Here is a 22,531-nt window from a genome sequence, read left to right on the forward strand (position 1 = left end):
ATCAGTTGTACGTCGCTGTCACGTGGTAGACGCGCCCGCCCCAGCCGTCGTCCGGGAACGAGTCCGAGATGCGTACGTACCCGGCCTTGTCGGCGCCGAGGTGCGGCGTCAGGTCGAAGGTCCGGACGGCCTTGTTCTCGCCGTCGTGGTACGGGGTCGTCTCGGTCGCCACCGTGGTCCAGTTCTGCCCGTCACCGCTGACCTGGACGACGAACTGATTGTCGATTGTCAACGATACTGATGCCGACACGGTGTCGGACGGGAACGGGAAGCGGTAGACGAAGTAGGAGTGCCCGTCGGCGAACCGGTTCTGGACGCCGTTGCTCTGCGACCCGTCGGCGTCCCACAGCCACGGGGTCTCGGCCGCCGTGCCGGTGTCGAAGTCGGCGGTGTGCGCGATCAGAATGTCGGACCGGGTGCTGTACGACAGCTGGGATCCGGACGTCACCGTCGCGGTCACCGAATGCAGACCGTCGGCCGTCCCCGCGGGGATCGTGACGTCGAGCTCGACCGACGTCTGTACCGGCACGGCGTTACCGCGGGTCTGCAGTGTCACCGTGGAGCGAGCCGGCGTCACCGTCCAGCCGGACGGAGCCGTGGCCTGGACCACAGCCTGGAGCTGGTCGCCGACCGGCCCGGTGGCTTGGACGTCGACCCTGACCTTCACATGCGTCCCGCTGCCGGTCGCAGGCATCACCACGGGCAACGCCGGATCGGTCGTCGCGGACAAGGACCGCGTCGGCGGCGTGGCCGGTACGGCGGCGATCAGGGCGCTCAGCGCACTGGCCTGGGTCCGCCAGTCGAAGACGTTCGGAGTCGCGCCGGACCACCGCTCACCCAGCCGGTCGGAGGCGTCGCGGTCGTTGTTCCAGACCGTGGCGGCCTGCTGTGCCACGAAGTCGGTGTAGCGACGGTCGCGCGTGGTGTCGGCGAGATCCATCCAGTAGCGCATGAAGATGCCCTTGAACTGCTTGCCGTTGTCGTCGCACGTGCGGCCGGGGGCGTCGCAGGCCTCGGTCAGAACCCCGTCGGTCACCAGTCCGCCGGGAGCGATCGCAGCGTCGGCCAGTCGCCGTACCGTGGTCAGCAGTTTCGGGTCGCGGGTCGCGCGGTAGAGCTCCAGACCGGCACCGATCGCGAGGCCCTGGTTGTAGCTCCAGACCGTGTCGCCGTTGCTCTCGCAGCTGGTCCGCAGGCCGTCGTTGACGAGGCCGGCCGAGTTGATCATGCCGCTGCCGGTGAACCAGGTCCAGCCTTCCTTCGCACGGCCGAGCCAGCGCTGGTCGCCGGGCATCCGGTTGTGCAGCTCGGCGGTGAGGCGGATCCACAGGCCGTTGGTGACGGCGTTCTTGTAGGTGCGCTCACCGTCCCACCACACGCCGCCGCCGCACGAGCTCGGGTCCCAGTAGCCCTCGACGTACTCGGCGATCGTGACCGCCATGTCGAGGTACTTGCGGTTCTTGGTCAGGTCGTACGCCTGGATCCAGGTCAGCCCCCACCACTCGGAGTCGTCGATGGCGCGGCTGGTGAAGTTCCCGAGCAGCGGGTCACCGGACAGGTACCCGGCCGGGAAGGCGCCCTTGTCCTTCTCGAACGTGTTGTCCAGCTGCCCCAGGTAGCGCCGGTCGCCCGTGCGCTGCATGTAGTCGCCGATGGTCTGCAACGCGACCGCGGAGTTCCACCAGCTGGACGGGAACCAGGCCTTGTTCGGCTCGTACGAGCTCATCAGCTGGTCCGCGGCGACCCGGGCGCGGGCGACCGCGGTCGCTCCGTCGGCGGCGCCCGTGGCGCCCGCGGACTGCGGGGCGAGGGCCGCGGCGAGCAGGATCGCCCCGGCTGTCAGTACCTTCAGAATCTGCACACGACGATTCACGCGCTCTCCTCGAGATGCTTCGTGGCGGCTCGGCGCACCGAGGTTGGAAACGTTTCATCAAGCTTCGAGGCAGTATCGTCGTCGCCCCAGACAACGATGTCAATGGTGAGCGTCAGGCGAGAATCGCGGCGATCTCGTCCAACTGCTCCGCCGCGAGCGCGCCGTATCGCAGCGCACCGGCGTTCTCCTCGACCTGCGCGACGGTCTTGAAGCCCGGGATCGGCACGAAGGCTTCGCTGCGCGCCCACAGCCACCCGAGCGCGCCCTGCGCGAGCGTCCGCCCGTCCGAGGTGAGCACGTCGCGGATCGCGTCGAGCCGGCGCAGGGACTCGGCCTGGTCACCGTTGCGGAAGTCCCACCCGTGCCGTACGTCGTCCGCGGGCAGCGTGCTGTCCCGGTCGAACTTCCCGGTCAGCAACCCCATCCCGAGCGGCCCGCGCACGATGCTCGCCAGCCCGTTCCGCTCGCACAGCTCGAGCACGTCGGCGTTGCCGCCGAACACGTTGAAATGCTGCTGGATCGCCTTGCAGTGCGGGCTCTTCGCGAACAGCGCCGCCCGCTCGGGGTCGTCCGTGCTCCACCCGATCGCGCGAACCTTGCCGGCGGCAACCAGCTCCTCGAAGACCGCGAGCACGTCCTCCGCCTTCGCGAGGTCGTAGCCGCCGAGGTGAAACTGGTACAGATCGATACGGTCGGTGTTCAGCCGCCGCAGCGACTCGTCACAGGCCCACCGGATGTACTCCGGGTCGCCGTTCTCCCCCGGCGCCTCGCGGGTCTCCTCGACGTAGGTGTACCCGGCCTTCGAGGCGATCACGATGTCGTCGCGGACATCCCCGAGCGCGTCCGCGATCAGCTTCTCGCTGTGCCCGCAGCCGTAGACGTCCGCGGTGTCGAAGAACGTCACGCCCAGCTCGTGCGCCCGCCGCAGGGCCCGCTTCGACTCCTGGTCGTCGATCGTCCCCCAGCCCACCGGGCTCCCCTGGCGGGCGTGCGGCCCGCCGATGGCCCAGCACCCCATCCCGAGCGCGCTGATCTCCGACGCACCGATCGACCGCCGAATCATGAGAACCTCCACCAGGACGGGAACGTTTCCAGCATCCTGCGCACATCCCCGGCCGGCAGTCCAACAACCAATCCTGCTGATTGCCAGAAGCAGCAGCGCTGACCAGCACGCGAGACGCTCAAAGTCTAGTAATCGACTGAACTTAAACTGCTTCGCATGACCTTCCTCTGGTACATCCCGAACCAGGTCGACCCAGGGCACCGCGGGGACGACGCCGTCCAGGGACACAACAGCATCGAGCGGCTGACCGAGCTGGCCCGGCTCACGGAGGAGCACGGGTGGTCCGGTGCGCTGATCGGCACCGGGTGGGGCCGGCCGGACACGTTCACGGTCGCGACCGCGCTCGCCGCACGGACCACGACGTTCCAGCCGCTGGCCGCGATCCGGCCCGGGTACTGGCATCCCGCGCACTTCGCGTCCGCGGCGAGCACGCTCGACCAGCTCACCGCCGGGCGGCTGCTGATCAACATCGTCTCCGGCCAGGACAACCTCGCGGCGTACGGCGACCGTGAGGGCGACCAGCCGCAGCGGTACGCCCGGACCAGGGAGTTCCTCCACCTGGTCCGGCGGTTGTGGACCGAGGAGGACGTGACGTTCGCCGGCGAGTACTTCTCCGTCACCGGCTCGACGGTCGCGACACGTCCCGTCGTACGGGACGGGCGGCCGCATCCCCGGCTGTACTTCGGCGGCGCGTCGGACGCGGCGCAACGGGTCGCCGCGACGGATGCCGACGTCCAGCTGTTCTGGGGCGAGCCGCTGGACGGCGTCGCCGGGCGGATCGCCCGGCTGCGCTCACTGGAGCAGGAACTCGGTCGCGAGCATGCGCCGCTCGAGTTCGGGTTGCGCATCACGACGCTGGTTCGGGACACGACCGATCAGGCCTGGGCCGACGCCGAGGCGACGGTCGCCGAGATGGCCGAGAAGCAGGGCTCACGGGACCGCCGCTGGTTCACGGCGGTCGGCCAGCAACGTCTCCTCGACCTGACCGAACGCGGCGAGGTCCTCGACGACAACCTGTACACCGCCCCGGCCAAGTACGGCGGTGGCGGCGCCGGCACCACCTGGCTCGTCGGCTCCCCCGACGACGTCGCCAAGTCCCTGCGCAGATACCGCGACCTCGGCATCACCCACTTCATCCTCTCCGACACCCCGTACCGCGAAGAAACCATCCGTATCGGCGACCAGCTGCTTCCCCTGCTCAGCTGACCTGAAGCACTGAAAGGATGTGCTTCACCACTTGACGGGTGCGAGCTGAGTGTGCTCGGTTGATTACTTGGTGCCAACGGTGGGTATGTGGCGATGTGAGGCATGTGAGGGGAGCATCGATGGTCCAATATCTGCCCCGGTCGGCGTGGAACGCGCGCCCGCCCAACGGCGGTCCGGGGAGCTTGACCGTCTCCCGGGTCGAAGGCGCGGTCATCCACTGGCCGGGCACGGGATCGACGAGAGTCATCCACACCAGGGAGGCCGTGGCGTCGGCGTTGCGCGGCTGGCAGAACTACCACATGGACACTCGTGGCTGGTCGGACATCGCGTACCAGGTGGCGGTGGACCAAGCGGGCCGTGCCTGGACGCTGCGCGGCCTGCGGACCCAGTCCGGAGCCAACGGAAATGCCGATCTGAACGAGCGGTACGGCGCGATTCTGCTGGTGCTCGTCACCGGCGAGCAGCCGACCGCCGCGATGAAAGCGACCACTCGCGCGGTGATCGCCGACTTCCGCACGATCTATCCCCGCGGTACGGCGATCCGGCCGCATTCCGCGGTCCGGCCGGGTGGCACCGACTGTCCCGGCCCCGCAGCCCGGGCGGCACTCGCCCGCGGCGAGTTCACCCCAGGCCACGTGGAGGACGATTTGCCGTACACACAAGCTCAGCTCAGGGCCATGATGCAGGCCGAGATCGAGGAGTACATGAGGCGGTTCTGGGCCGCCCCCACCGGCACCGGTACGGCGATCCGCAAGCAACTGAACCGGATCGAGGCGTCGGTCGCGCGCGTCTCCATCGCCGAAACCGCCGGCCTCGACCAGCCCCTGGTGCCCGACGCCCCACCGGCCGCCGACCCGGAGCAGCCGACGGACGGTCAGCCGCCGACGGACCCAGCCGCTGGTGCGCAGCCCTCCGACGGGCAGTCGGCGGAGCCGCTCCCGGCACCCGGAGAACCGCCGGCCGGTTCCCGGCAGTAGACGTTCCAGCACGAGACGGCACGACACCCCGCGGACTCAGAAATGTCCGCGGGGTCTGCTTGGGTAGGCCAGTGGACCTCACTGCGTTGACAGAGCGGCTGGAGAAGATCTCGGTCGGGTACGGCGAGCGCCTCGGCTTCGACCGTGACCCGGACTGGTTCCTGCTCAAGCTCCAGGAGGAGGTCGGCGAGCTCACGCAGGCCTACCTCCAGCACACCGGGCGCGCCCGGTCCAAAGGCGCGACACCGGACGGCATCCGGGACACGTTCCATCAGGAGTTCGCCGACGTGCTCTGCCAACTGCTGCTCTTCGCGCGCCGGCACGACGTGGATCTGCCGCGTGAGATCGAGCGGAAGTGGCTGGTCTACGAAGCCTGACGCGGAGGGCGGGCGTTCCAGACCAGGGCGGCGGTCAGCGCGAGCGTCACGACCGCGTCGGCCGCCAGGCTCAGCCCGATCGGGGCCTGGAAGAACGTATCCAGGAACATGACCACGGCGTAGCCGATCGGCCAGGTCAACGTGCCGATCAGCTTCCAGGCCGGCGTCCAGCGGTCGGATGTCCAGAGCATGCTCACGCCGATCACCCAGCCGATGACCGCCACCAGCACGCTCGCTCCCAGCAGGTACGGCGCGACCAGCAGCAGCCCGACCGCGACGAAGTCCCACGGACGCAGTCGCGGCGGGATCTCGACCCGCACCAGGCCGTCGGTGGCGGCGGTAACGATCTCGCTGGGCCGGCCGAGCGACGTCAGCACCTCGCGAATCTCGTCCTCGGACGCGGCACCCGCCGCGCGCGCCTCGGCGATGTGCGCCCGCACGTCGGCGAGCAGCTCGTCGCGCCGTCCGGCCGGCAGTTCCGCGGCCTCCGCGGCCAGCTCGTTCAGGTAAGCGTCGACCAGGCGATCGCTGTCCAGTTCCCTGTTCATCCCCGTCTCCCACTCTCCAGGATCGCGTCGACCGAGGCGCAGAACCGTTGCCAGTCCGCCGTGAACGCGGCCAGTGCCTGGCTGCCCTCGGCCGTCGATGTGTAGTACCGCCGCGGCGGCCCGGACTCGGACTCGCGCCAGCTCGTCTCCACCAGACCTTCCCGTCGCAGCCGGGCCAGCAGTGGATAGATCGTGCCTTCGGTCGTCACCAGTCCGTCGACTTCGCCCAGCGCCTTCACCAACTCGAAACCGTAACGGGGCTCTCCCTGCAACAGCGCCAGCACGCAGAACTCCAGCGTCCCGCGGCGCAGTTGCGTGAAGACCTTCTCCGCTACCATGCGATACAAGGTACCTGTCCGCGCCAAGATGCGGCAAGAATGGCTGCCGCGTCAGCGATCTTCAGGCGGTTTTCGGGCGGACGGCCAGCATCGCGAGCAGTACGACGGCCGGGACCACCACCACCCAGAGCGGGCTGAGGTTGAGCAGCACCGGCGCCAGGCACAGCACGAGCAGGTCGAAGCCGCGGGCCGGCTGCGAGAACAGGCCGGGCGGGATCGCGCCCATCGGCGACGTGACCAGCGGGCCGGCGTACGACGGGGGCCGGGCCGACGCCTGCCGGACGGCGCCGGAAATGATGCCGGCGGCAACGGCGAAGGAGGCCGACGCGCTGCCGATCGCCGGGAAGGCGCAGGCGGACCAGACGATCGTGAACAGGCCGGGGACGACCGCCATGATCACCCGGAGCTCGCGCAGGTCCCACCCGAGCGCGCGGACCAGACCGGTCGAGCGGCAGGCGGTGCGGAGGCCGTCGAGCATCGGTCGTACGGCGATGAAGCCGGCGATCGCGGCCGCGACGGGGACCAGGATGTGGAAGCCGGCGCCGTGCACGGCGTACGGGACCACGAGCAGCGCGAACGCGACGGCGAGCCGCCGGGGCCAGCGCAGGATCCGGAGGAACTCGCGGTGCACGATCGCGGCGCCCTGCGCACCCCGCCCGCGGCGCGAGTGGACCCGCCCCTTGAGCCGCCAGTGCCGTCCGGCGATCACGTCGCCGAGCATGCTGATGTCCAAACTGCTCGCCGCACCCGCCAGCCCGGCCAGCAACTCTCCACCCGCAATCACACTGATCCGCCCCAGCCGATCCAGCGTCCGCGACACGAGGAACACCAGCACAGCGCACACAAGAACTGCCACCGCAAACACCAGCAGGGGGACGGCGCTGGACCGATCGTCCTGGATCTGGCCGAACGCGAGCGTCGGGTAGCCGTATTCGTCGACGAGTCGCGACGACAGCACCACGTTGGTGAACTGGTCCTCGCGCGGCTGGAAGGCCAGCAGCACCGCCGGCACCACGGCGGCCAGCAGCAGGACATCCGCGACGCGCAACGTCCATCGGCTGCGTCGCGCCGATTGCTGCGCCCACACCGTCGCGACCGCGGCGCAGACCAGACTCGCGCCGATCAGTTCGGCCGCCAGAAGTACGTCGGTCAGCGACGCTCCGACAAGGGCCCAGACGAGCGCGCCGACGACGACGCCGAGCACCGCGACAGATCCCGTCACCAGCCGGTACGCCGGGCGCAACAAGGCGGCTCGGTCGACCGGAGTCGCGAGCAGCCAGAAGCCGGTGGCGCGCGACGCCGACACCGGCCCGATCGCGAGCAGCACCCGGAGGGTGATTGCCAGCAGCAACGGTACGGCGATCCACGGCATCCAGTCGGCGAGCTGACCGCACGTCCGCGACGTACAGCCGGACGCGTTCGAGTTCAGGTGCCGGACGACGTTGCCGCCGGTCGCGCCGGCCATCGCGATCGTGAACAGGACCAGGTAGACGTCCTCGAAGATCTCCCAGAACGACCGGTCCGCGTGTTGCCGGCGCGTCGTCCGCATCCACTGCCGCAGCGACCGCGACGACGGGATCGCCCCGAAGTCCGCCGGATCGAACTCGACCGGCCCGTCGGCAGCGCTCATGGCAGCGGAGTGAGCGTGACGACGGAGTCCGCGACCGTCTCGACGAGCGCCGGGTCGTGGCTGGCGAAGAGGATCGCGGTCCCGGACTTCTTCTCCGCGACCAACCGCTCGGACAGCCACTGCACACCGCCGGTGTCGAGCCGGGCCTCGGGCTCGTCGAGGACCATCAGCTTGCGCGGGCGGACCAGCGCGGTCGCCAGCGCGAGCCGGCGGCGCTGGCCGGACGACAGTGAGCCCGGCAACTGGTCGGCGGCCGGCAGCAGGCCGATGTCGTGCAGGGTGGTGTCCACCAGGTCTTCGGGCGACGCGTTGCCGTGCGCACGGGCGAGCAGGTCGAGATGCTCGGCCGCGGTCAGGTCCGGGAAGAAGTCCAGGTCGTCGAGCAGCGTGGCGACGTCCCGGCGAACGGCATCGGCCCGCTCGTCGATCGGGACGCCGTCCAGCAGGATCTTCCCGGCGGCGGGTTCGGCCGCGCCGACGATGCACTTGAGCACGGTCGTCTTGCCGGCGCCGTTCGGCCCGACCAGTGCGATCGCCTGACCGGCCGCCAGCGTGAACGTGAGACCCTCGATCACCGGCCGGTCGCCGTACTTGTGCTGCAGATCCGCCACCGCGAGCCGGGGCGCCGCCTTCTTGCTCACTTCTTGCGGACCAGCGTCAGTCCGTCGCCGATACCGAGCATGACGACGTCCACCCGGTCGTCCTGCGCGACGTGCGCGTTGAACTCCTTGCGGTCGGCGGGCCCGTCCTCGTCGATCACCCGGCCGCCGGCCAGCGTGTTGTCGAACAGCAGCAGCCCGTTCGGCCGGATCAGCGGCAGCACGGTCTCGAAGTAGCGGATGTACCAGTCCTTGTCGGCGTCGACGAAGGCCAGGTCGAACTCGCCGTCGAGCCGGGCTGCCGACTCGTGCGCGTCGCCGATCCGCAGATCGATCTTGCCCGCGACGCCGGCCCGCTCCCAGTACTTGCGGCCGATCGAGGTCCACTCGTCGCTGACGTCCAGGCAGATCAGCTCGCCGTCGTCCGGCAGCCCGCGCGAGATCGCCAGCGCGGAGAACCCGGTGAAGGTCCCGATCTCGACCGCCCGGCGGGCGCCGATCAGCCGGGTCAGCGTGGTCAGCAGGCCGGCCTGGTCGGCGGTGGTCAGCATGCCTGCGGGGCTGCCGAGTTTCTCGGTCTCGGCGCGCAGCTCGGTCGCGATCTCGTCCAGCGGCATGCCGTGGGCGAGCATGTACTCGTGCAGTTCCTCGGTCACCGGCACCTGATGGCCCATGGAAATCCAGCCCTCCGTGTATTAGATCGGTCGCCTGTAGTCTCTATGGGTTGTTCGTCGCTCTGACACCCACCCCACCCGAGGGAGCACCCAAGCATGCGCATCGCCGTCGCCGGATCGATCGCGACCGACATCCTGATGACGTTCCCGGGCCGGTTCAAGGACCAGTTCCTCGAGGAGCAGCTGCACAAGGTCTCCCTGTCGTTCCTGGTCGACGAGCTGGTGGTGCACCGCGGCGGCGTCGGCGCGAACATCTGCTACGGCATGGCCCAGCTCGGGTTCCCGTCGCTGCTCGTCGGCTCGGTGGGCGCCGACTTCGCCGAGTACGGCGCGGCGCTGACGGCGGCCGGCGTGGACATCTCGCACGTCCGCGTCTGCGCAGACGTGCACACCGCGCGGTTCACCTGCACGACCGACCTGGACGCGAACCAGATCGCCTCGTTCTACACCGGCGCGATGGCCGAGGCCCGCGAGCTCGACCTCGGCGCGATCCACCAGGCCGCGGGCGGTGTCGACCTGGTGCTGATCGGCGCCGACGACCCGGACGCGATGCTCAAGCACACCGAGCTCGCCAAGCAGCACGGGATCGCCGTCGCGGCCGATCCGTCGCAGCAGCTGGCGCGGATGGACGGCGAGGACATCCGCACGCTCGTCGACGGCGCGGCGTACCTGTTCAGCAACGAGTACGAGGCCGGCCTGCTGGTGCAGAAGACCGGCTGGAGCCACGAGGAGATCCTCGAGCGGGTCGGCGTCCGGATCACCACGCACGGCGGCGACGGCGTCGTGATCGAGGACCGCACCGGGATCCTGGCGAAGATCCCGGCCGTCCCCGCGCCGGACCTGGTCGACCCGACCGGCGGCGGCGACGCGTTCCGGGCCGGCTACCTCACCGGTCGCGCCAACGGTCTCGACCACGAGGCCGCCGCGCACCTCGGGTGCACGCTGGCGACCACGGTCCTGGAGACGGTCGGCACCCAGGAGTACAGCCTCGACCACCCGACGTTCCTCGACCGGCTGACCAGCGCGTACGGCGCCGACGCCGCCGCGACCGCGAAGCAGGCGCTCAGGGCCTAACCCAGGCGGGTCAGGACACCCGTCTGGGCGAGCAGCGCGAAGCGGTCCGGGCAGCCCCAGTGCTCGACGATCCGGCCGTCGACCACCCGCGCCTGCTCGAACAACGCCATGTCGATCGGCGCGTTGCTCGGCGGCCCGAAGAACGCCCCGGTCGCCGTACCGCGTGCCCGTCCGCGCGCCCAGACCAGGTCGCCGACGACGACGGAGTCCTCCAGCGTGTAGACGATGTCCGGCATCAGCTCGTGCACCTGCCGGATCGCGGCCTTCACCTGGTCCCGCGCCTGCTCACCCCTCCCGGACAGACCGAACTGGTGCTCGATCAGGTCGGGCGCACACACCTCGTCGACGATCGCCGCGTTCCCCGTCGCGAATCCCTCGTGCAGGATCCGTTCCAACACCGCCAGCGGTTCCATGATCCCCTCCCGTTGCACTGTTGATGCACTCGATGCAGTGCTACTGCACTGAACACAGTGATAGTGTGCCGACGTGCCCGAAGCTGTCAAGACCTACCGCCAGGTGCAGGCGGAGGAGACCCGGATCCGGATCGCCGAGGCCGCGCGCCGGCTGTTCGCCGCGCAGGGGTACGGCGCCACGAGCATCGACGCGATCGCCAAGGAGGCCGGCGTCGCGACCCGGACCGTGTACTCGGCGTTCGGCACCAAGCGCGAGATCCTGTCGCTGATCTGCGACCGGTGGCTCCAGGAGGCCGGCGCGATCGAGCGCGCCGAGCAGGTGTTCGCCATCGCGGACCCGATCGACCGGCTGCGCGGTGCGGCGGGCTGGCTGACGAACCTGTACTCGGCAGGCTTCGACGTCGTCCTGATCTTCGAGGCGGCGACCGACGAGAGCCCCGAGACCAAGGCCTTGCTGCGGTCGAAACTCGCCGGGCGCAACCAGGTCATGGACGCGATGATCGCGTCCCTGGAGGACGTCCTGCGGGTGCCGCTGAAGCAGGCGCAGGCCGTTTACCGCGCCCTCGCGGCGCCCGGTGTCTACCAGGAACTCGTCGACGAGTCCGGGTGGACACCTGCCGAGTTCGAGACGTTCGTCGCGGACTCGCTGCAGCGTCAGTTGCTCTGAGAGCGGGCCCACAGGCCGCGGACATGGCCGATGTGGCGCCGCATCAGTTGTTCGGCGCCCTCGGCGTCGCCGGCTTCGACGAGGTCGAGCAGGTCGTGGTGCTCGGTGGCCGACGGAACCAGGCGGCCGCTCTCGACCAGCGGGGTCAGACCGAGCAGGCGGGTCTGCGAGCGCAGGTCCGACACCACGTCGACGAGCTTCTGGTTGCCGGAGTACGCGAGCAGCGTGACGTGGAAGACCCGATCCGCCTCGATGTACGCGATCAGGTCGCCCGCCTCGGCCGCCGCCACGATGTCGTCGGCCAGCCGGCGCAGCCGCGGGTAGTCCTTCGCCGGGATCGCCGGGACCACGTCCCGGATCGTCGGCGGCTCGATGAGCTGCCGGACCGCGGCCACGTTGTCCAGGTCCTCGTCGGACACCTCGGTGACCCGGAAGCCCTTGTTCCGCAGGGAGATCACCAGGCCCTCGCGGACCAGGTCGAGCATCGCCTCGCGGACCGGCGTCGCGGACACGCCGAACCGCGCGCCGAGGGTCGGCGCCGAGTACACCTCTCCCGGCTTCAGCTCGCCCGAGATCACCGCCGCCCGGAGCGCGTTGGCGACGCTGTCGCGCAGGTTCTCGCGCTGCGCCAGCCGCCGTACGCTCGGCAGCGGCCCGATCGAATCGGCAGCCATGGGTTCACCTCCTGGGTCGCCGCCTATTGTGAAGCACCGGCCGTCGTTTGGACGTCATTGGTGCGGGACGCCACCCCCGATCGACGCGACCAGCTCGGTGAGCCGCTCGAACACCCGGTCCGCGCCGAGGCCGTCGTGCTCGTACTCGTTCGTCACCCAGGCCTGCACGTTGCCGACCCGTCGTGCGGTGTCCAGCTGCAGCCCGGAGTCGACGTACATGTCGTCGAAGTACACCGCGGCCGCCACCGGTACGTCGTTGGCCGCGAGCCGGTCGAGGTCGTAGAGCTCGGGCCATCGCGGCCGCTTCGCGAGCAGCTCGACCGCGCCCTGGAACGGCCGTAGGCCACGGATCTCGGCGAACATCCAGGGGTACATCATCTCGCCGGTGAACAGCAGCGGCCGTGCGTCTTCGGCGAACTCGGGGCGCCGTGCCCGCTCCGCCTCGGCCGCCCAGGCCGTCGCGCCCTCGCCGGAGCCGTAGATGCTCTCCTGCAGCGCGGCGAACAGCGGGTTCCCGAGGTACGACGAGAGGCCGAGCGCCTGCCCGAGGAACGTGTCGGACAGCTCATCGCCGTCCAGCGCCTCGTCGATCAGCCAGTGGATGCGCTCGTACCCGGGCTTCATCCCGAAGTCGATCCCCAGCGACTGGAAGCGGCGTACCGTCAGGCGATCGCCGTCCGGCAGCCGGACGTCGGATGCCGCCAGCCGGTCCGCGATCCGGCCGACGCGCTCCACGTTGTGCGGGTACCGGCGGTAGAACTCCTGGTTCTTGGCCGCGACGCGCGGATAGGTCCGCCGGTACACCTCGGCCGCGGACGGGTCGATCGAGGCCAGCCCGCCGGTCACGTAGCAGGCGGTGAGGCCCTCGGGCGCCTTCGACAAATAGGTGAGCGTCAGGAAGCCGCCGTAGCTCTGCCCGAGCGTCGACCACGGCTTGCCGCCGAACACGGTCTTCCGCAGGTGCTCGGCGTCGGCGACGATCGAGTCCGCCCGGAAGCACGCCAGGTAGTCGGCGCCCTCCTCGGCCGTCATCGACGCCATCCGCCGCCCGCTGACCGGCGTACTGCGCCCTGTGCCGCGCTGGTCCATCAGGACCACCCGGTACTTCTTCAGGGCCTGCCCGATCCACCCGTCTGCCCCGGTCGGCCGCGGTCCCTTCCCGCCGGGCCCGCCCTGCAGGAACAGCAAGCAGGGCAGGTCCTCGTCCTTCCGCGTCGGGTCGACCAGCTCCCGCGCGAACACGCTGATCGACTCGCCCGGTCGCTCCCGGTCCAGGGGGACCGAAACGGTGTGCTCCCGGACGTGCATCCGGGGAATCGTGTAGCTGGTCATCCCGCCTCTTTCCGCCTGCGCCTGCCATCCCACTCCGGATTGATCCGCGGTACGGCGGCCAGCAGCGTCTTCGTGTACTCGTCCTGAGGATCGCCGAAGACCTGGTCCCGCGACCCGCTCTCCACGATTCTGCCCCGGCTCATCACCGCGACCCGCTGCGAGATCTGCCGGACGACGGCCAGGTCGTGTGCGATGAAGACGTAGCTGAACCCGCTCTCGCGCTGCAATCGCAGCAGCAACTCCAGCACCTGCGCCTGGATCGACACGTCGAGCGCCGACACCGCCTCGTCGCAGATCACCAGCTTCGGGTTCACCGCCAGCGCCCGGGCGATGCCGATCCGCTGCGCCTGGCCGCCGGAGAACTGCGCCGGGTACCGCCGGCAGTGGTCCGGGTTCAGCCCGACCCGCTCCATCAGCTCCTGGGTGAACGCCCGCCGGCCGCCCTTGGGTGTGATGCCCTGATAGGTCAGCGGCGCGGTGACGATCCGCTCGACCGTGTACCGCGGATTCAGCGACGAGAACGGATCCTGGAACACCACCTGCACGTTGTTCCGGAACGCCGCGAGGTCCTTGCCGCGGGCGTTCGTCACGTCCTGCCCGTCGAACACGACGCTGCCCTTGGTCGGCTCGAGCAGCCGGGCCGCGATCCGCGCGGTCGTGGACTTGCCGCTGCCCGACTCCCCCACGATCGCGAGCGTCTCGCCGAGCTCCACCTCGAAGCTCACGTCGTCCACCGCGGTGAACGTCGACTTCCGCGCCATCGCGCCCTCGCCCCGGGTGACGAACTCCTTCGTCACACTCTTCACTTCGAGCAACGTCACGACGCAACCTCGTCATCTATCCGCGGTACGGCGTCCAGCAGCATCCGGGTGTACTCGTGCCGCGGATCCGAGAACACCTGCTCCGCGGTGCCGTACTCGACCGGGGCACCCGACCGCATCACCAGCACCCGCCGGGCGATCGAGCTGATCACCGCGAGGTCGTGGGTGATGAACATCAGCCCGGTCCCGGTGGTGGACTGCAGCTCGGCGAGCAGCTCCAGGATCTGGGCCTGCACCGTGACGTCGAGCGCGGTCGTCGGCTCGTCCGCGATCAGCAGCGACGGCGAGCAGCACAACGCCATCGCGATCATCACGCGCTGCCGCATGCCGCCGGAGAACTGGTGCGGGTAGTGGTCGACCCGGCGCGCCGCGTCCGGGATGTGCACGCGCTCCAGCGCCTCGATCGCGACCTTCCGGGCCGCGCTCCGCGACCCGCCGCGGTGCGTGCGGTACATCTCGGAGATCTGCAGACCCACCGTGTAGTACGGGTTCAGCGACGACAGCGGATCCTGGAACACCATCGAGATCGCGTTGCCGCGCACGGATCTGAGCTCGCGGTCCGATCGCCCGAGCAGCTCGGCGCCGTCCAGCTTGACGCTTCCCGACGTCCGGGCTCCGCGGGGCAGCAGCCCGAGGACCGCGAGCGCGGTCATCGACTTGCCCGACCCGGACTCGCCGACGATGCCCACCGTCTCGTCCCGGTCGACCGTGAACGAGACGTTCTTCACCACGTCGACCGGACCGCTGCTGGTCGGCAACGTGACCGTCAGATTGTCGACAACGAACAAGGCAGCGCTCATGCCGACACCACCCGGACCCGCGGATCGAGTGCCGTGTACAGCAGGTCCACCACAACGTTGCCGACGACAACGAAGAAGGCGGCCAGCAGGGTCACGGCCATGATCACCGGCTGGTCGTTCTTGGCGATCGAGTCGGCGGCCAGCTTGCCGATCCCGTTCAGGCCGAACACGGTCTCGGTGATCAGCGCGCCGCCGAGCAGACCGGCGAAGTCCATCCCGAAGATCGTGGTGATCGGCGTCAGCGCCGGGCGCAGCGCGTGCCGGCGCATGATCAGCGCGCCGCTCAGCCCCTTCGCGCGCGCGGTCCGGTAGTAGTTCTCGGCCAGCGTGTCGACGACGTTGCTCCGGGTCAGTCGTGCGTACAGACAGGCGTACCCGACGGCCAGCACGACCCACGGCATCAGGTACGACTCGAACCAGACGAGCGGATTGTCGACAAACGACACCGCCGACGGGAACGGCAGCACCTGCAGCTTCACCACCAGGACGTACTGCAGCACCAGCGCGAGCACGTAGTTCGGCACGCTGACACCGCCGAGCGCGAGGCCCATACCGGTCCGGTCCCACCACGTGCCCTGTTTGACCGCGCTGACCAGACCACCGATCACCCCGACGAGCAGCCAGAGCACCGCGGCGCCGACCGCGACCGTGATGCTCACCGGCAGCCGTGCGGTGAGCATGCTCCACACCGACTCGTTGGTCTGGAAGCTGTACCCGAGACACGGCGCCGAGCAGTGCACCGAGCCGTAGTCGCGGCCCGCGAAGATCCCGCTCAGGAACTCCCAGAACTGCGTCAGCAGCGGCTGGTTTAGTCCGAGCACGTCCCGGATCGAGTCGATACGTTCCGGCGTACAGGTCTTGCCGCAGATCATCACCGCCGGATCCGGCGAGAGCTTGAAGAAGATCAGATACGTGAACAGGCAGACGGCCAGCAGGATCACCACGACACCGCCGAGCCGGCCGAGGACGTAGCGCGTCATGCAGCCTCTCCCTGGTCGACGAGGGTGCGGATCTTGTCGCCGAGGACGGTCAGCGAGAGCACGGTGAGGAACAGGAACGTGCCGGGGATCGCGAAGAACATCGGGTCCACCGAGTACCAGCTCACCGAGCTCGAGATCATCTGGCCCCAGGACGCGGTCGGCGGTGCGACGCCGACGCCGAGGAAGGACAGGCCGGCCTCGGTGCCGATGAAGCCGGGGATCGCCAGCGTCGTCATCACCACGATCGAGCCGCGCAGGTTCGGCAGGATCTCGCGGAACACCACCTGTGAGTCCTTCGCCCCGGACGCCCGCGCCGCCTCGACGAACTCGCGGTTCGCCAGCGTCATGGTCTGCCCGCGGATCACCCGCGCCAGGTACGGCCAGCCGAACGCGCTGATCACCACGACCAGCAGCACCGGCCGGTTCCCGGACGGCAGCGACGACAGGATCGCGATCATGAAGATCAGCGCCGGGAACGCCATCAGGAAGTCCATCAGCCGCGAGATCACCTGGTCGACCCAGCCGCGGTAGAACCCGGCGAGCATGCCGAGCACCACGCCGAGAACCCCGGTCAGCAAGGTTGCGGACAAGGAGATGGTGATCGATACCCGCGCGCCGTAGACGATCCGGGCGAACAGGTCGCGGCCGTTCTGCGGCTCGACACCGAACCAGTGCGAGCCGCTGATCCCGCCGAGCGCACCGTGCGGCACCCCGCCGAGATCGGAGTTGATCGCGGCCGAGTCGAACTGGTACGGCCCCCAGCCGCTGATCTTGGTGATCAACGGCGCGGCCACGGCCATCAGCACCACGATCGCCAGGAACACCACGCACGCCAGCGCGCCCTTGTCGCGCGTGATCGTGGTGAGGATCCGGCGGCCCGAGGCGGGCGGTGTCGTCGGGGCGGGCGGCACCGCCTCCTCGACCTCGATCAGGGCCGGGGTGGTGGTCACTTGACGGCGTCCTTCAGGCCGACGGACACCAGGTCGATGCCACCGGAGAAGCCGTCGTGCAGGTACGCGCCGCCGATGTTGCTGCCGACCAGCATCAGCACCTTCTCGTAGAGCAGCGGGACGATCGGCGCGAGCTCCATGATCTGCTTGTCCAGCTCGCCGTACGCCGCGTTCGCGGCCTGGACGTCGGTCAGCTTGGCGATCTCGTCGATCTTCGCGTTCACGCCCGGGTCGTTCAGCTGCGCCAGGTTCGTGTTGCCCTTCGCGGTGATGTTGCGGCCGTCGAACAGCGGCGGCAGGAACGTCTGGCCGGACGGCCAGTCCGGGCACCAGCCGGTGATCGCCGCGTCGTGCTGCTGCGACGTCGTGCCGATCACCTCGTAGTACGTCGCGGTGTCGATGGTGTTGATCTTCACGGTGATCTTCAGCGGCTCCAGCGCCTGCTGGATCGCGACGGCCATCGCCTGCATCTTCGGCTGCGCCCGGGTGTCGAGCGTCATCGTGAATCCGTTGCCGAATCCGGCCTCGGTGAGCAGCTTGCGGGCGCCCTCGACGTCACCCTTGTGGTCCGGGCTCGGGTACGGGTCGTAGTCCACGCGGCCGGCGATGGTCGGCGGCTGGATGGTGTTCGCAATCTCGGCCAGCGCCGACCCGCCGTCCGCGTCCCGCACCGTCTGCTTGTTCACTGCGAGGTTGATCGCCTGCCGGACTTTGACCTTGTCCAGCGGCTTCTTCGTGGTGTTGAGGCCCAGGTACGTCGTACATCCGCCGAGACCCGTCATCGTCCGCTGCTTGAGCTGCGGCGTCTGGATCCGGGCGACCGACGCGGCCTGGACGGTGCCGGCGATCGCGTCGGCGTCGGTGCCCTGGCCGGCGATCATCCGCTCGTCGATCGTCGCCGGGTCGAGGCCGAACGTCCACTGGAACGCGTCCGGGTTTGCCGTCCGCACGTCGTCGGTCTTCTTGTCCCACTTGTCGTTGCGGACCACCTTGAGCGATGCGCCCGGCTTGTACTCGGACACCTTGTAGGGCCCCGACGCGATCGGCTTGCTGTCCAGCGCGTTGCCCGCGCCCTGGCCCTTCGGCACCGGCGTGAACGTGTTCTGCGCGACCACGCTGCCGAAGTCCGCGAACGGCTTCTTCAGGTGGAACACGACCGTCTTCGCGTCCGGGGTCTCGATCGTCGCCAGGTCACCGGACTTGTACGGGCCCTGGTACGCCGCGGGCGCTTCGATGAGCTGCTTCGCGTACGGCGAGCCGATGCCGATCTCCGGGTCCCACGCGCGCTCGACGCCCCACTTCACGTCGGCGCTGGTGATCGGCGCACCGGTCTCGAAGAACAGGCCGTCCTTCAGCGTGAACGTCCAGGTCTTGCCGCCGTCGGACGGCTTACCGGTGTCGGTGGCGAGGTCCGCCACGATCTTGGTGCCCTCGGCACCTGGTGCCGCGCCCTGGGTGGTCAGGGTGCGGTAGATCAGCCGGTAGAAGTTGTTCACGCCGCCGTCGAAACCGCGCGCCGGGTCGAGGTGCGAGAACGCCGCGTTCGCGAGCACCTGGAGCGTCCCGCCCTGCGCAGCCTTGGCGCCATGGCCGGCGGCTTCGTCCTTGGCACCGGACGCACCGCCGCCGCACGCGGTCAGCGCGAGCGCAGCCGACGCCACGAGCCCCACCAGCATAGAAGTTCTCTTCATCAGTGTTCTCTTTCGGTTCGCAGCCATACACGCATGGCCAGGGCCTGACGGTTTCCCCAGAGGAAGTACGGCACCAACGTCACCGGCACTTCGCCGACGGCAGCCTCGGTGACGTGTCCGGTGATCACGGGATACAGCTCGGGAGCCGGCGCCGGGGCGACCTTCGCGGTCAGCTCCAGCACGCGATGGACGTCCTGCTCGCGCACGGTCGCCGCACGCACAGCCGCCGGGCTCAGCAACAGGTCGTCCACCGGCGCCGCCACATCTTGTTGCTCAACGCAATAAACCAACGGCCCCCGCGCCACAGCGATCGCCCCGCGCGCCGCATCCACGTACGGATGCACTCCATGCGCTCTGGGCTTCATCGGCAACGACAACCGCCCAACATCCCCAGCCACGAACGTCCGCCGAACCACAACCCACCCGTCCACCCGCTCGCCTGCCGGGGTAAGGGTGGCGTCTTTTGCCCAGGCGGGGATTCTGAAGGCGATGGCACGTTCCTCGGATGGGGCCTTCTCGACGGTGAGGGTGATTTCGCCGTCCCAGGGGTAGTTGGTGGTCACCTTGACGGTGAGATCGTTCGCGGTGATGCGGGCGTCGGCGTAGATGCCGACGTACAGGACGTTGTCCCGGGCAACAGCCACGTGGTCCTGGAGTTCGGACATCCAGCGGATGATGTTGGGCGGGCAGCACGGGCAACCGAACCAGGCGCGGCGGAGGAGTTCACCGCCGTCCTCGGCGCCGGAGCGCTGCTCGTGGTCCGGCCGGCGCTGCAGCGGGTTGTCGTAGAAGAACGCCGTACCGTCGGCCGAAAGCCCTACGGCGTAGGCGTTGTAGAGCACCGTCTCGTACACGTCCAGGTACTTCGCCCGGCCGGTCGCGCGGAACATCCGCCACGCCCACTGCATCGTCGCGATCGCCGCGCACGTCTCGGCGTACGCCCGCTCGGACGGCAGCTCGTAGCGGTCGCCGATCGCCTCATCGGAATGCCGGCTGCCGAGCCCGCCGGTGAGGTACAGCTTGGTCGCGACCATGTCGTCCCACAGCCGCTCGAGCGCCGCGAGCAGCGTCGGATCACCCGTCTCCAGGTGTACGTCGGCGGCACCGGCTGCGAGGTACGCCATCCGTACGGCGTGACCGGTGACGGACGGCAGCTCACGGAACGGCACGTGGTCCTGGAAGTACTCCCCCGGGAAGATCGTGTGCTTGAGGTTCCCTCGGCCGCGGCGGTCGACGAACAGCCGCGCCTGGGTGAGGTAGTCCTCGTCGCCTGTTTCTCGATAAAGCTCGACCAGCGCCATCTCCACCTCGGGATGGCCGTCGACGGCCTCCTCCCCGTCGGCGCCGTACCTGCGGACGACGAGATCCGCGAATCGGCGGGCGATTGTCAACAATCGGCCGTCCGACAATCTGCGGTGCGCCGCGACCGCCGCCTGGATCAGGTGGCCGAGGTTGTACAGCTCATGCCCCCAGCCGAGGTCCGACCACGGCTGCTTGGGCTGGTCCGGGTCCTGGAAGTACGAGTTGAGGTAGCCGTCCTCGGCCTGCGCTTGCTCGAGCAGCTCGACAACCTCGTCGTAGAACGCGCGCGCTCCCGCCGGCGCATCGTCACGGCCGACTTCGTATGCGAGTCCTTCGAGGGTCTTGTAGAGATCCGTGTCCAGGAACGGGTACCGCCCGCGGTACGGCCCGACCGAGGGATCGGCCAGCCGGCGCAGGTTCTCCAGGTTCCCGGCCTTGCGCAGCTCCGCGATCGCGTGCGGGATCGTCGCCCGCCGGTTCCGTACCTGCCAGTCGTGCAGCAGCCCACCGATGAGCTGCACGTCGACCTCTGTACCGTGTGACATTGCACAGACCCTAAGTGCAATGTCACACCTTGCCAACCCCCCACGAAAGACGTTTACACGCCGGAAACGAATGACCCTCGGTGGACCCCTGGGGCGGGATCGTGGTGGCGTGAGCGCTCTCGACCTGCGCCGGTCGCCCACCCGGCCGGCCGGCAATCTGTTTCGCGTCACCGCCGCCGTGAGCTTTTTCAGCGTCCCCCTGATCTGGGCCGCCTCCCTGGTCGTCCCGCCTGAAAAGGTCCCCTGCCAGGACCATCCCTGCCCACCGTCGGTCGACGTGGTCGGACGGTCGGCCGAGCCGTTGGACGTCATCCTCGCGGCCGCGGCCGCCGAGCTCGTCGTGATCGCCGGTTGTCTCGCCCTGGTCGCTGCACGCGGGACGCTCGACCTGCGCACCGGTCTGCGATGGTCACCCGCGGCGGTCGCCATCGTGGCGCTCGCCGTCGGCAGCTGGGGCTGGCTGCTGGAGAACGGCGCGGGACGCAGCTTCAACGCCGCGGAGGTCGCCTTTCTGGTCCTGCTCGCCTCGTGGCTGCTCACGCCGCTGATCCTGTACGTCGTACATCGCGGTGACCGGCGGGCAGTGGTCCCGGTCGTGATCGGCCTGGCCCCGACCGCCCTCGGCAACGCGCTCCTGGTACCGAACGACCCACTCGTCGTCCCCATGGCCCTGCCCGCGATCATGCTCGTGGCCGGCGTGATCACCGTCCTGATCGTGCGCCGCCGCCAGTGACTCAGAGCCGAGGGTCGATCAGCTCCAACAACCTGTTGCGTGTCACTGCGGCGGTCGCGGCGTTGTCGGTACCGCTGGCACTCGCGTCCTACGGCCTGCAGGTTGCCACCGGTGTGGGGCAGTGCTCGCCCCAGCCCGAGTGTCAGGAGCAGATCCTGCCCGAGGTCTACAGCGCGTTCGTCCTCAGCGCGACGGTCGTCGCCGAGCTCGTGCTGATCGGGTGCTATCTCGCGCTGGCGACGGCACGTGGCAGGCTCGTGCGGGACGCCGCGCTGCGCATGTTGCCGGCCGTGCTCGGTGTCGTGATCCTTGCGGTCGCGGGCCTCGTCGGCTGGCTGGAGGCGCCTACCAACCACCCGGGCGATGCCCCAGTGGGAATCGGCTATCTGATCCTGCTCGGTCTGTGGCTGCTCGCTCCGCTGGTGCTGTACGGCGTCCACCGCGGCGACCAGCGTGCGCCGATTCCAGTGGCACTCGCGCTGGTCCCCACGGTGTTCGTCGGCCTCGGCGCCCTCCCGAAGGTTCCGCTCGCCGGGTTGCCACCCGTCATGCTCCTCATCGCCGTCGTCGCAATCGCGCTTGTCCGCCGTCGCCGATGAGTCAGAGGCGAGGGTCCACGGGTTCGGACGCGAGCAGCTGGAACGGCGCCAACCGAACGCCGTCGAGCCCGTCGGTCGGCCAGCAGTACCGCCGGTACGCCGCGGTGATCCGCTCGTCGGAGGTATTCGATCACGTGTCGCAGTTCGAGACACGCGGATCAGGGTCTGGCATGTTCGCTGGAATGGTTCTAGTTTGTGGTGAGAAGATGAGTCGCTACAGACCGTCCTTCCCCGCTGACAGTCGGTAATTGTCCCCGGTTTGTGGCGAGAATCCACTGCGCCTGACGGGGAAAGGATCATGGCAACTTTGTCACGCCACACGGGGTGTCGCCGGTGAAACCCCAGACGTTCGAACTCGTCCGATACACCGACATCAGCGGGGTTTCCGGAACCGGCGTCGTCGCCGAAGGCTGTGTGTTCACCGACGGCTCGGTGGCACTGCGCTGGCACGGAGCGAACCCCTCGACCGCCGTCTGGCCGGACCTGGACTCGATCCTCGCGGTCCACGGCCACGGCGGCGCCACCGTCGTTCGCTGGCTGGACGTCTCCGAGATGGAGCCCGTCCCCGGCACGGACCTGCTGCCCGGCGAGCTCACGCACATCCTCGCCACCGGCCGCCGGTCCCACCAGCCGCCGGCGGTCGCCTCGGCCTGACGCGTCGCCCG

General features: G+C 69.3%; 25 protein-coding genes. 8 read left to right on the forward strand and 17 right to left on the reverse strand.

Annotation, left to right across the window (positions count from 1 at the left end):
• Position 1: 1 nt before the first annotated feature.
• Together ABZX12_RS00815 and ABZX12_RS00820 are read right to left on the reverse strand one after the other, a co-directional pair.
• Positions 2-1,873, reverse strand: a complete 1,872-nt coding sequence (locus tag ABZX12_RS00815) for a glycoside hydrolase family 76 protein (protein ID WP_355688586.1) — start codon at positions 1,871-1,873, stop codon at positions 2-4.
• 112 nt (positions 1,874-1,985) lie between these two features.
• The gene (locus ABZX12_RS00820; RefSeq protein ID WP_355688588.1) at positions 1,986-2,936 is read right to left on the reverse strand and encodes an aldo/keto reductase; all 951 of its coding nucleotides are present in this window, start codon (positions 2,934-2,936) and stop codon (positions 1,986-1,988) included.
• 156 nt (positions 2,937-3,092) lie between these two features.
• Here ABZX12_RS00820 and ABZX12_RS00825 point away from each other — a divergent pair, with 156 nt between their 5' ends.
• The 3 genes from ABZX12_RS00825 (at position 3,093) to ABZX12_RS00835 (ending at position 5,496) form a co-directional block, all read left to right on the forward strand.
• Positions 3,093-4,142, forward strand: a complete 1,050-nt coding sequence (locus ABZX12_RS00825; protein WP_355688590.1) for an LLM class flavin-dependent oxidoreductase — start codon at positions 3,093-3,095, stop codon at positions 4,140-4,142.
• A 119-nt stretch (positions 4,143-4,261) separates the two neighbouring features.
• Positions 4,262-5,119 carry a hypothetical protein gene (locus ABZX12_RS00830; protein ID WP_355688591.1) on the forward strand — a complete coding sequence of 286 codons (858 nt, stop codon included), beginning with the start codon at positions 4,262-4,264 and terminating at the stop codon, positions 5,117-5,119.
• Positions 5,120-5,190: 71 nt separating this feature from the next.
• Positions 5,191-5,496: a pyrophosphatase gene (locus ABZX12_RS00835; protein WP_355688593.1), complete on the forward strand. Its 306-nt coding sequence runs from the start codon at positions 5,191-5,193 to the stop codon at positions 5,494-5,496.
• Here ABZX12_RS00835 and ABZX12_RS00840 read toward each other — a convergent pair.
• From ABZX12_RS00840 to ABZX12_RS00860, 5 genes are all read right to left on the reverse strand, one after another.
• Positions 5,484-6,044: a hypothetical protein gene (locus tag ABZX12_RS00840; RefSeq protein WP_355688594.1), complete on the reverse strand. Its 561-nt coding sequence runs from the start codon at positions 6,042-6,044 to the stop codon at positions 5,484-5,486. The two genes, ABZX12_RS00835 and ABZX12_RS00840, sit on opposite strands and share 13 nt — an antisense overlap.
• Entirely contained in the window at positions 6,041-6,382 is a 342-nt protein-coding gene (locus tag ABZX12_RS00845; protein WP_133781728.1) for a PadR family transcriptional regulator, read from the reverse strand. The genes ABZX12_RS00840 and ABZX12_RS00845 overlap by 4 nt, the downstream gene beginning before the upstream one ends.
• Before the next feature lie 61 nt (positions 6,383-6,443).
• Entirely contained in the window at positions 6,444-8,012 is a 1,569-nt protein-coding gene (locus ABZX12_RS00850; RefSeq protein ID WP_355688596.1) for a DUF6297 family protein, read from the reverse strand.
• A complete protein-coding gene (locus ABZX12_RS00855) occupies positions 8,009-8,653 on the reverse strand; it encodes an ABC transporter ATP-binding protein (protein WP_355688597.1) in 645 nt (214 codons plus the stop codon). The genes ABZX12_RS00850 and ABZX12_RS00855 overlap by 4 nt, the downstream gene beginning before the upstream one ends.
• Positions 8,650-9,267: a class I SAM-dependent methyltransferase gene (locus ABZX12_RS00860; RefSeq protein WP_355688599.1), complete on the reverse strand. Its 618-nt coding sequence runs from the start codon at positions 9,265-9,267 to the stop codon at positions 8,650-8,652. The genes ABZX12_RS00855 and ABZX12_RS00860 overlap by 4 nt, the downstream gene beginning before the upstream one ends.
• Before the next feature lie 114 nt (positions 9,268-9,381).
• Between ABZX12_RS00860 and ABZX12_RS00865 the strand changes: the two genes are divergently transcribed.
• A complete protein-coding gene (locus tag ABZX12_RS00865) occupies positions 9,382-10,359 on the forward strand; it encodes a carbohydrate kinase family protein (RefSeq protein ID WP_355688601.1) in 978 nt (325 codons plus the stop codon).
• Here ABZX12_RS00865 and ABZX12_RS00870 read toward each other — a convergent pair.
• Positions 10,356-10,772 carry an ester cyclase gene (locus ABZX12_RS00870; protein WP_355688603.1) on the reverse strand — a complete coding sequence of 139 codons (417 nt, stop codon included), beginning with the start codon at positions 10,770-10,772 and terminating at the stop codon, positions 10,356-10,358. The genes ABZX12_RS00865 and ABZX12_RS00870 overlap by 4 nt on opposite strands.
• A 73-nt stretch (positions 10,773-10,845) precedes the next feature.
• Between ABZX12_RS00870 and ABZX12_RS00875 the strand changes: the two genes are divergently transcribed.
• Positions 10,846-11,439: a helix-turn-helix domain-containing protein gene (locus ABZX12_RS00875; protein ID WP_355688604.1), complete on the forward strand. Its 594-nt coding sequence runs from the start codon at positions 10,846-10,848 to the stop codon at positions 11,437-11,439.
• Here the strand turns inward: ABZX12_RS00875 and ABZX12_RS00880 are convergent.
• Genes ABZX12_RS00880 through ABZX12_RS00915 form a run of 8 tightly spaced genes read right to left on the reverse strand, consistent with a single transcriptional unit; the run spans position 11,427 to position 20,534 of the window.
• Positions 11,427-12,113 carry a GntR family transcriptional regulator gene (locus ABZX12_RS00880; protein ID WP_355688606.1) on the reverse strand — a complete coding sequence of 229 codons (687 nt, stop codon included), beginning with the start codon at positions 12,111-12,113 and terminating at the stop codon, positions 11,427-11,429. The two genes, ABZX12_RS00875 and ABZX12_RS00880, sit on opposite strands and share 13 nt — an antisense overlap.
• Before the next feature lie 54 nt (positions 12,114-12,167).
• Positions 12,168-13,445, reverse strand: a complete 1,278-nt coding sequence (locus tag ABZX12_RS00885; protein WP_355688608.1) for an alpha/beta fold hydrolase — start codon at positions 13,443-13,445, stop codon at positions 12,168-12,170.
• The gene (locus ABZX12_RS00890) at positions 13,442-14,266 is read right to left on the reverse strand and encodes an ATP-binding cassette domain-containing protein (protein WP_355688609.1); all 825 of its coding nucleotides are present in this window, start codon (positions 14,264-14,266) and stop codon (positions 13,442-13,444) included. Before ABZX12_RS00890 ends, ABZX12_RS00885 begins: the two co-directional genes overlap by 4 nt.
• Positions 14,263-15,066, reverse strand: a complete 804-nt coding sequence (locus tag ABZX12_RS00895; RefSeq protein WP_355688611.1) for an ABC transporter ATP-binding protein — start codon at positions 15,064-15,066, stop codon at positions 14,263-14,265. The genes ABZX12_RS00890 and ABZX12_RS00895 overlap by 4 nt, the downstream gene beginning before the upstream one ends.
• Complete coding sequence (locus ABZX12_RS00900; protein WP_355688613.1) at positions 15,063-16,046, reverse strand: ABC transporter permease; 984 nt, start codon at positions 16,044-16,046, stop codon at positions 15,063-15,065. The genes ABZX12_RS00895 and ABZX12_RS00900 overlap by 4 nt, the downstream gene beginning before the upstream one ends.
• Positions 16,043-16,996 (reverse strand): ABC transporter permease, encoded by a 954-nt coding sequence (locus ABZX12_RS00905; protein ID WP_355688615.1) that lies wholly within the window; start codon positions 16,994-16,996, stop codon positions 16,043-16,045. Before ABZX12_RS00905 ends, ABZX12_RS00900 begins: the two co-directional genes overlap by 4 nt.
• Positions 16,993-18,687 carry an ABC transporter substrate-binding protein gene (locus ABZX12_RS00910; protein WP_355688617.1) on the reverse strand — a complete coding sequence of 565 codons (1,695 nt, stop codon included), beginning with the start codon at positions 18,685-18,687 and terminating at the stop codon, positions 16,993-16,995. The genes ABZX12_RS00905 and ABZX12_RS00910 overlap by 4 nt, the downstream gene beginning before the upstream one ends.
• Complete coding sequence (locus tag ABZX12_RS00915; protein ID WP_355688619.1) at positions 18,687-20,534, reverse strand: beta-L-arabinofuranosidase domain-containing protein; 1,848 nt, start codon at positions 20,532-20,534, stop codon at positions 18,687-18,689. The genes ABZX12_RS00910 and ABZX12_RS00915 overlap by 1 nt, the downstream gene beginning before the upstream one ends.
• A 109-nt stretch (positions 20,535-20,643) precedes the next feature.
• On the opposite strand from ABZX12_RS00915, the gene ABZX12_RS00920 reads away from it, so the two are divergent.
• Positions 20,644-21,267 carry a hypothetical protein gene (locus ABZX12_RS00920; RefSeq protein ID WP_355688621.1) on the forward strand — a complete coding sequence of 208 codons (624 nt, stop codon included), beginning with the start codon at positions 20,644-20,646 and terminating at the stop codon, positions 21,265-21,267.
• Positions 21,264-21,866, forward strand: a complete 603-nt coding sequence (locus ABZX12_RS00925; protein ID WP_355688623.1) for a hypothetical protein — start codon at positions 21,264-21,266, stop codon at positions 21,864-21,866. The genes ABZX12_RS00920 and ABZX12_RS00925 overlap by 4 nt, the downstream gene beginning before the upstream one ends.
• 1 nt (position 21,867) lies before the next feature.
• Here the strand turns inward: ABZX12_RS00925 and ABZX12_RS00930 are convergent, their stop codons facing one another.
• Positions 21,868-21,975 (reverse strand): hypothetical protein, encoded by a 108-nt coding sequence (locus ABZX12_RS00930; RefSeq protein WP_355689709.1) that lies wholly within the window; start codon positions 21,973-21,975, stop codon positions 21,868-21,870.
• A 224-nt stretch (positions 21,976-22,199) separates the two neighbouring features.
• Between ABZX12_RS00930 and ABZX12_RS00935 the strand changes: the two genes are divergently transcribed.
• Positions 22,200-22,520, forward strand: a complete 321-nt coding sequence (locus ABZX12_RS00935; RefSeq protein ID WP_355688624.1) for a hypothetical protein — start codon at positions 22,200-22,202, stop codon at positions 22,518-22,520.
• Positions 22,521-22,531 lie beyond the last annotated feature (11 nt).

It is taken from the genome of Kribbella sp. NPDC003505 (assembly GCF_040610875.1).
Classification (GTDB): Bacteria; Actinomycetota; Actinomycetes; order Propionibacteriales; family Kribbellaceae; genus Kribbella.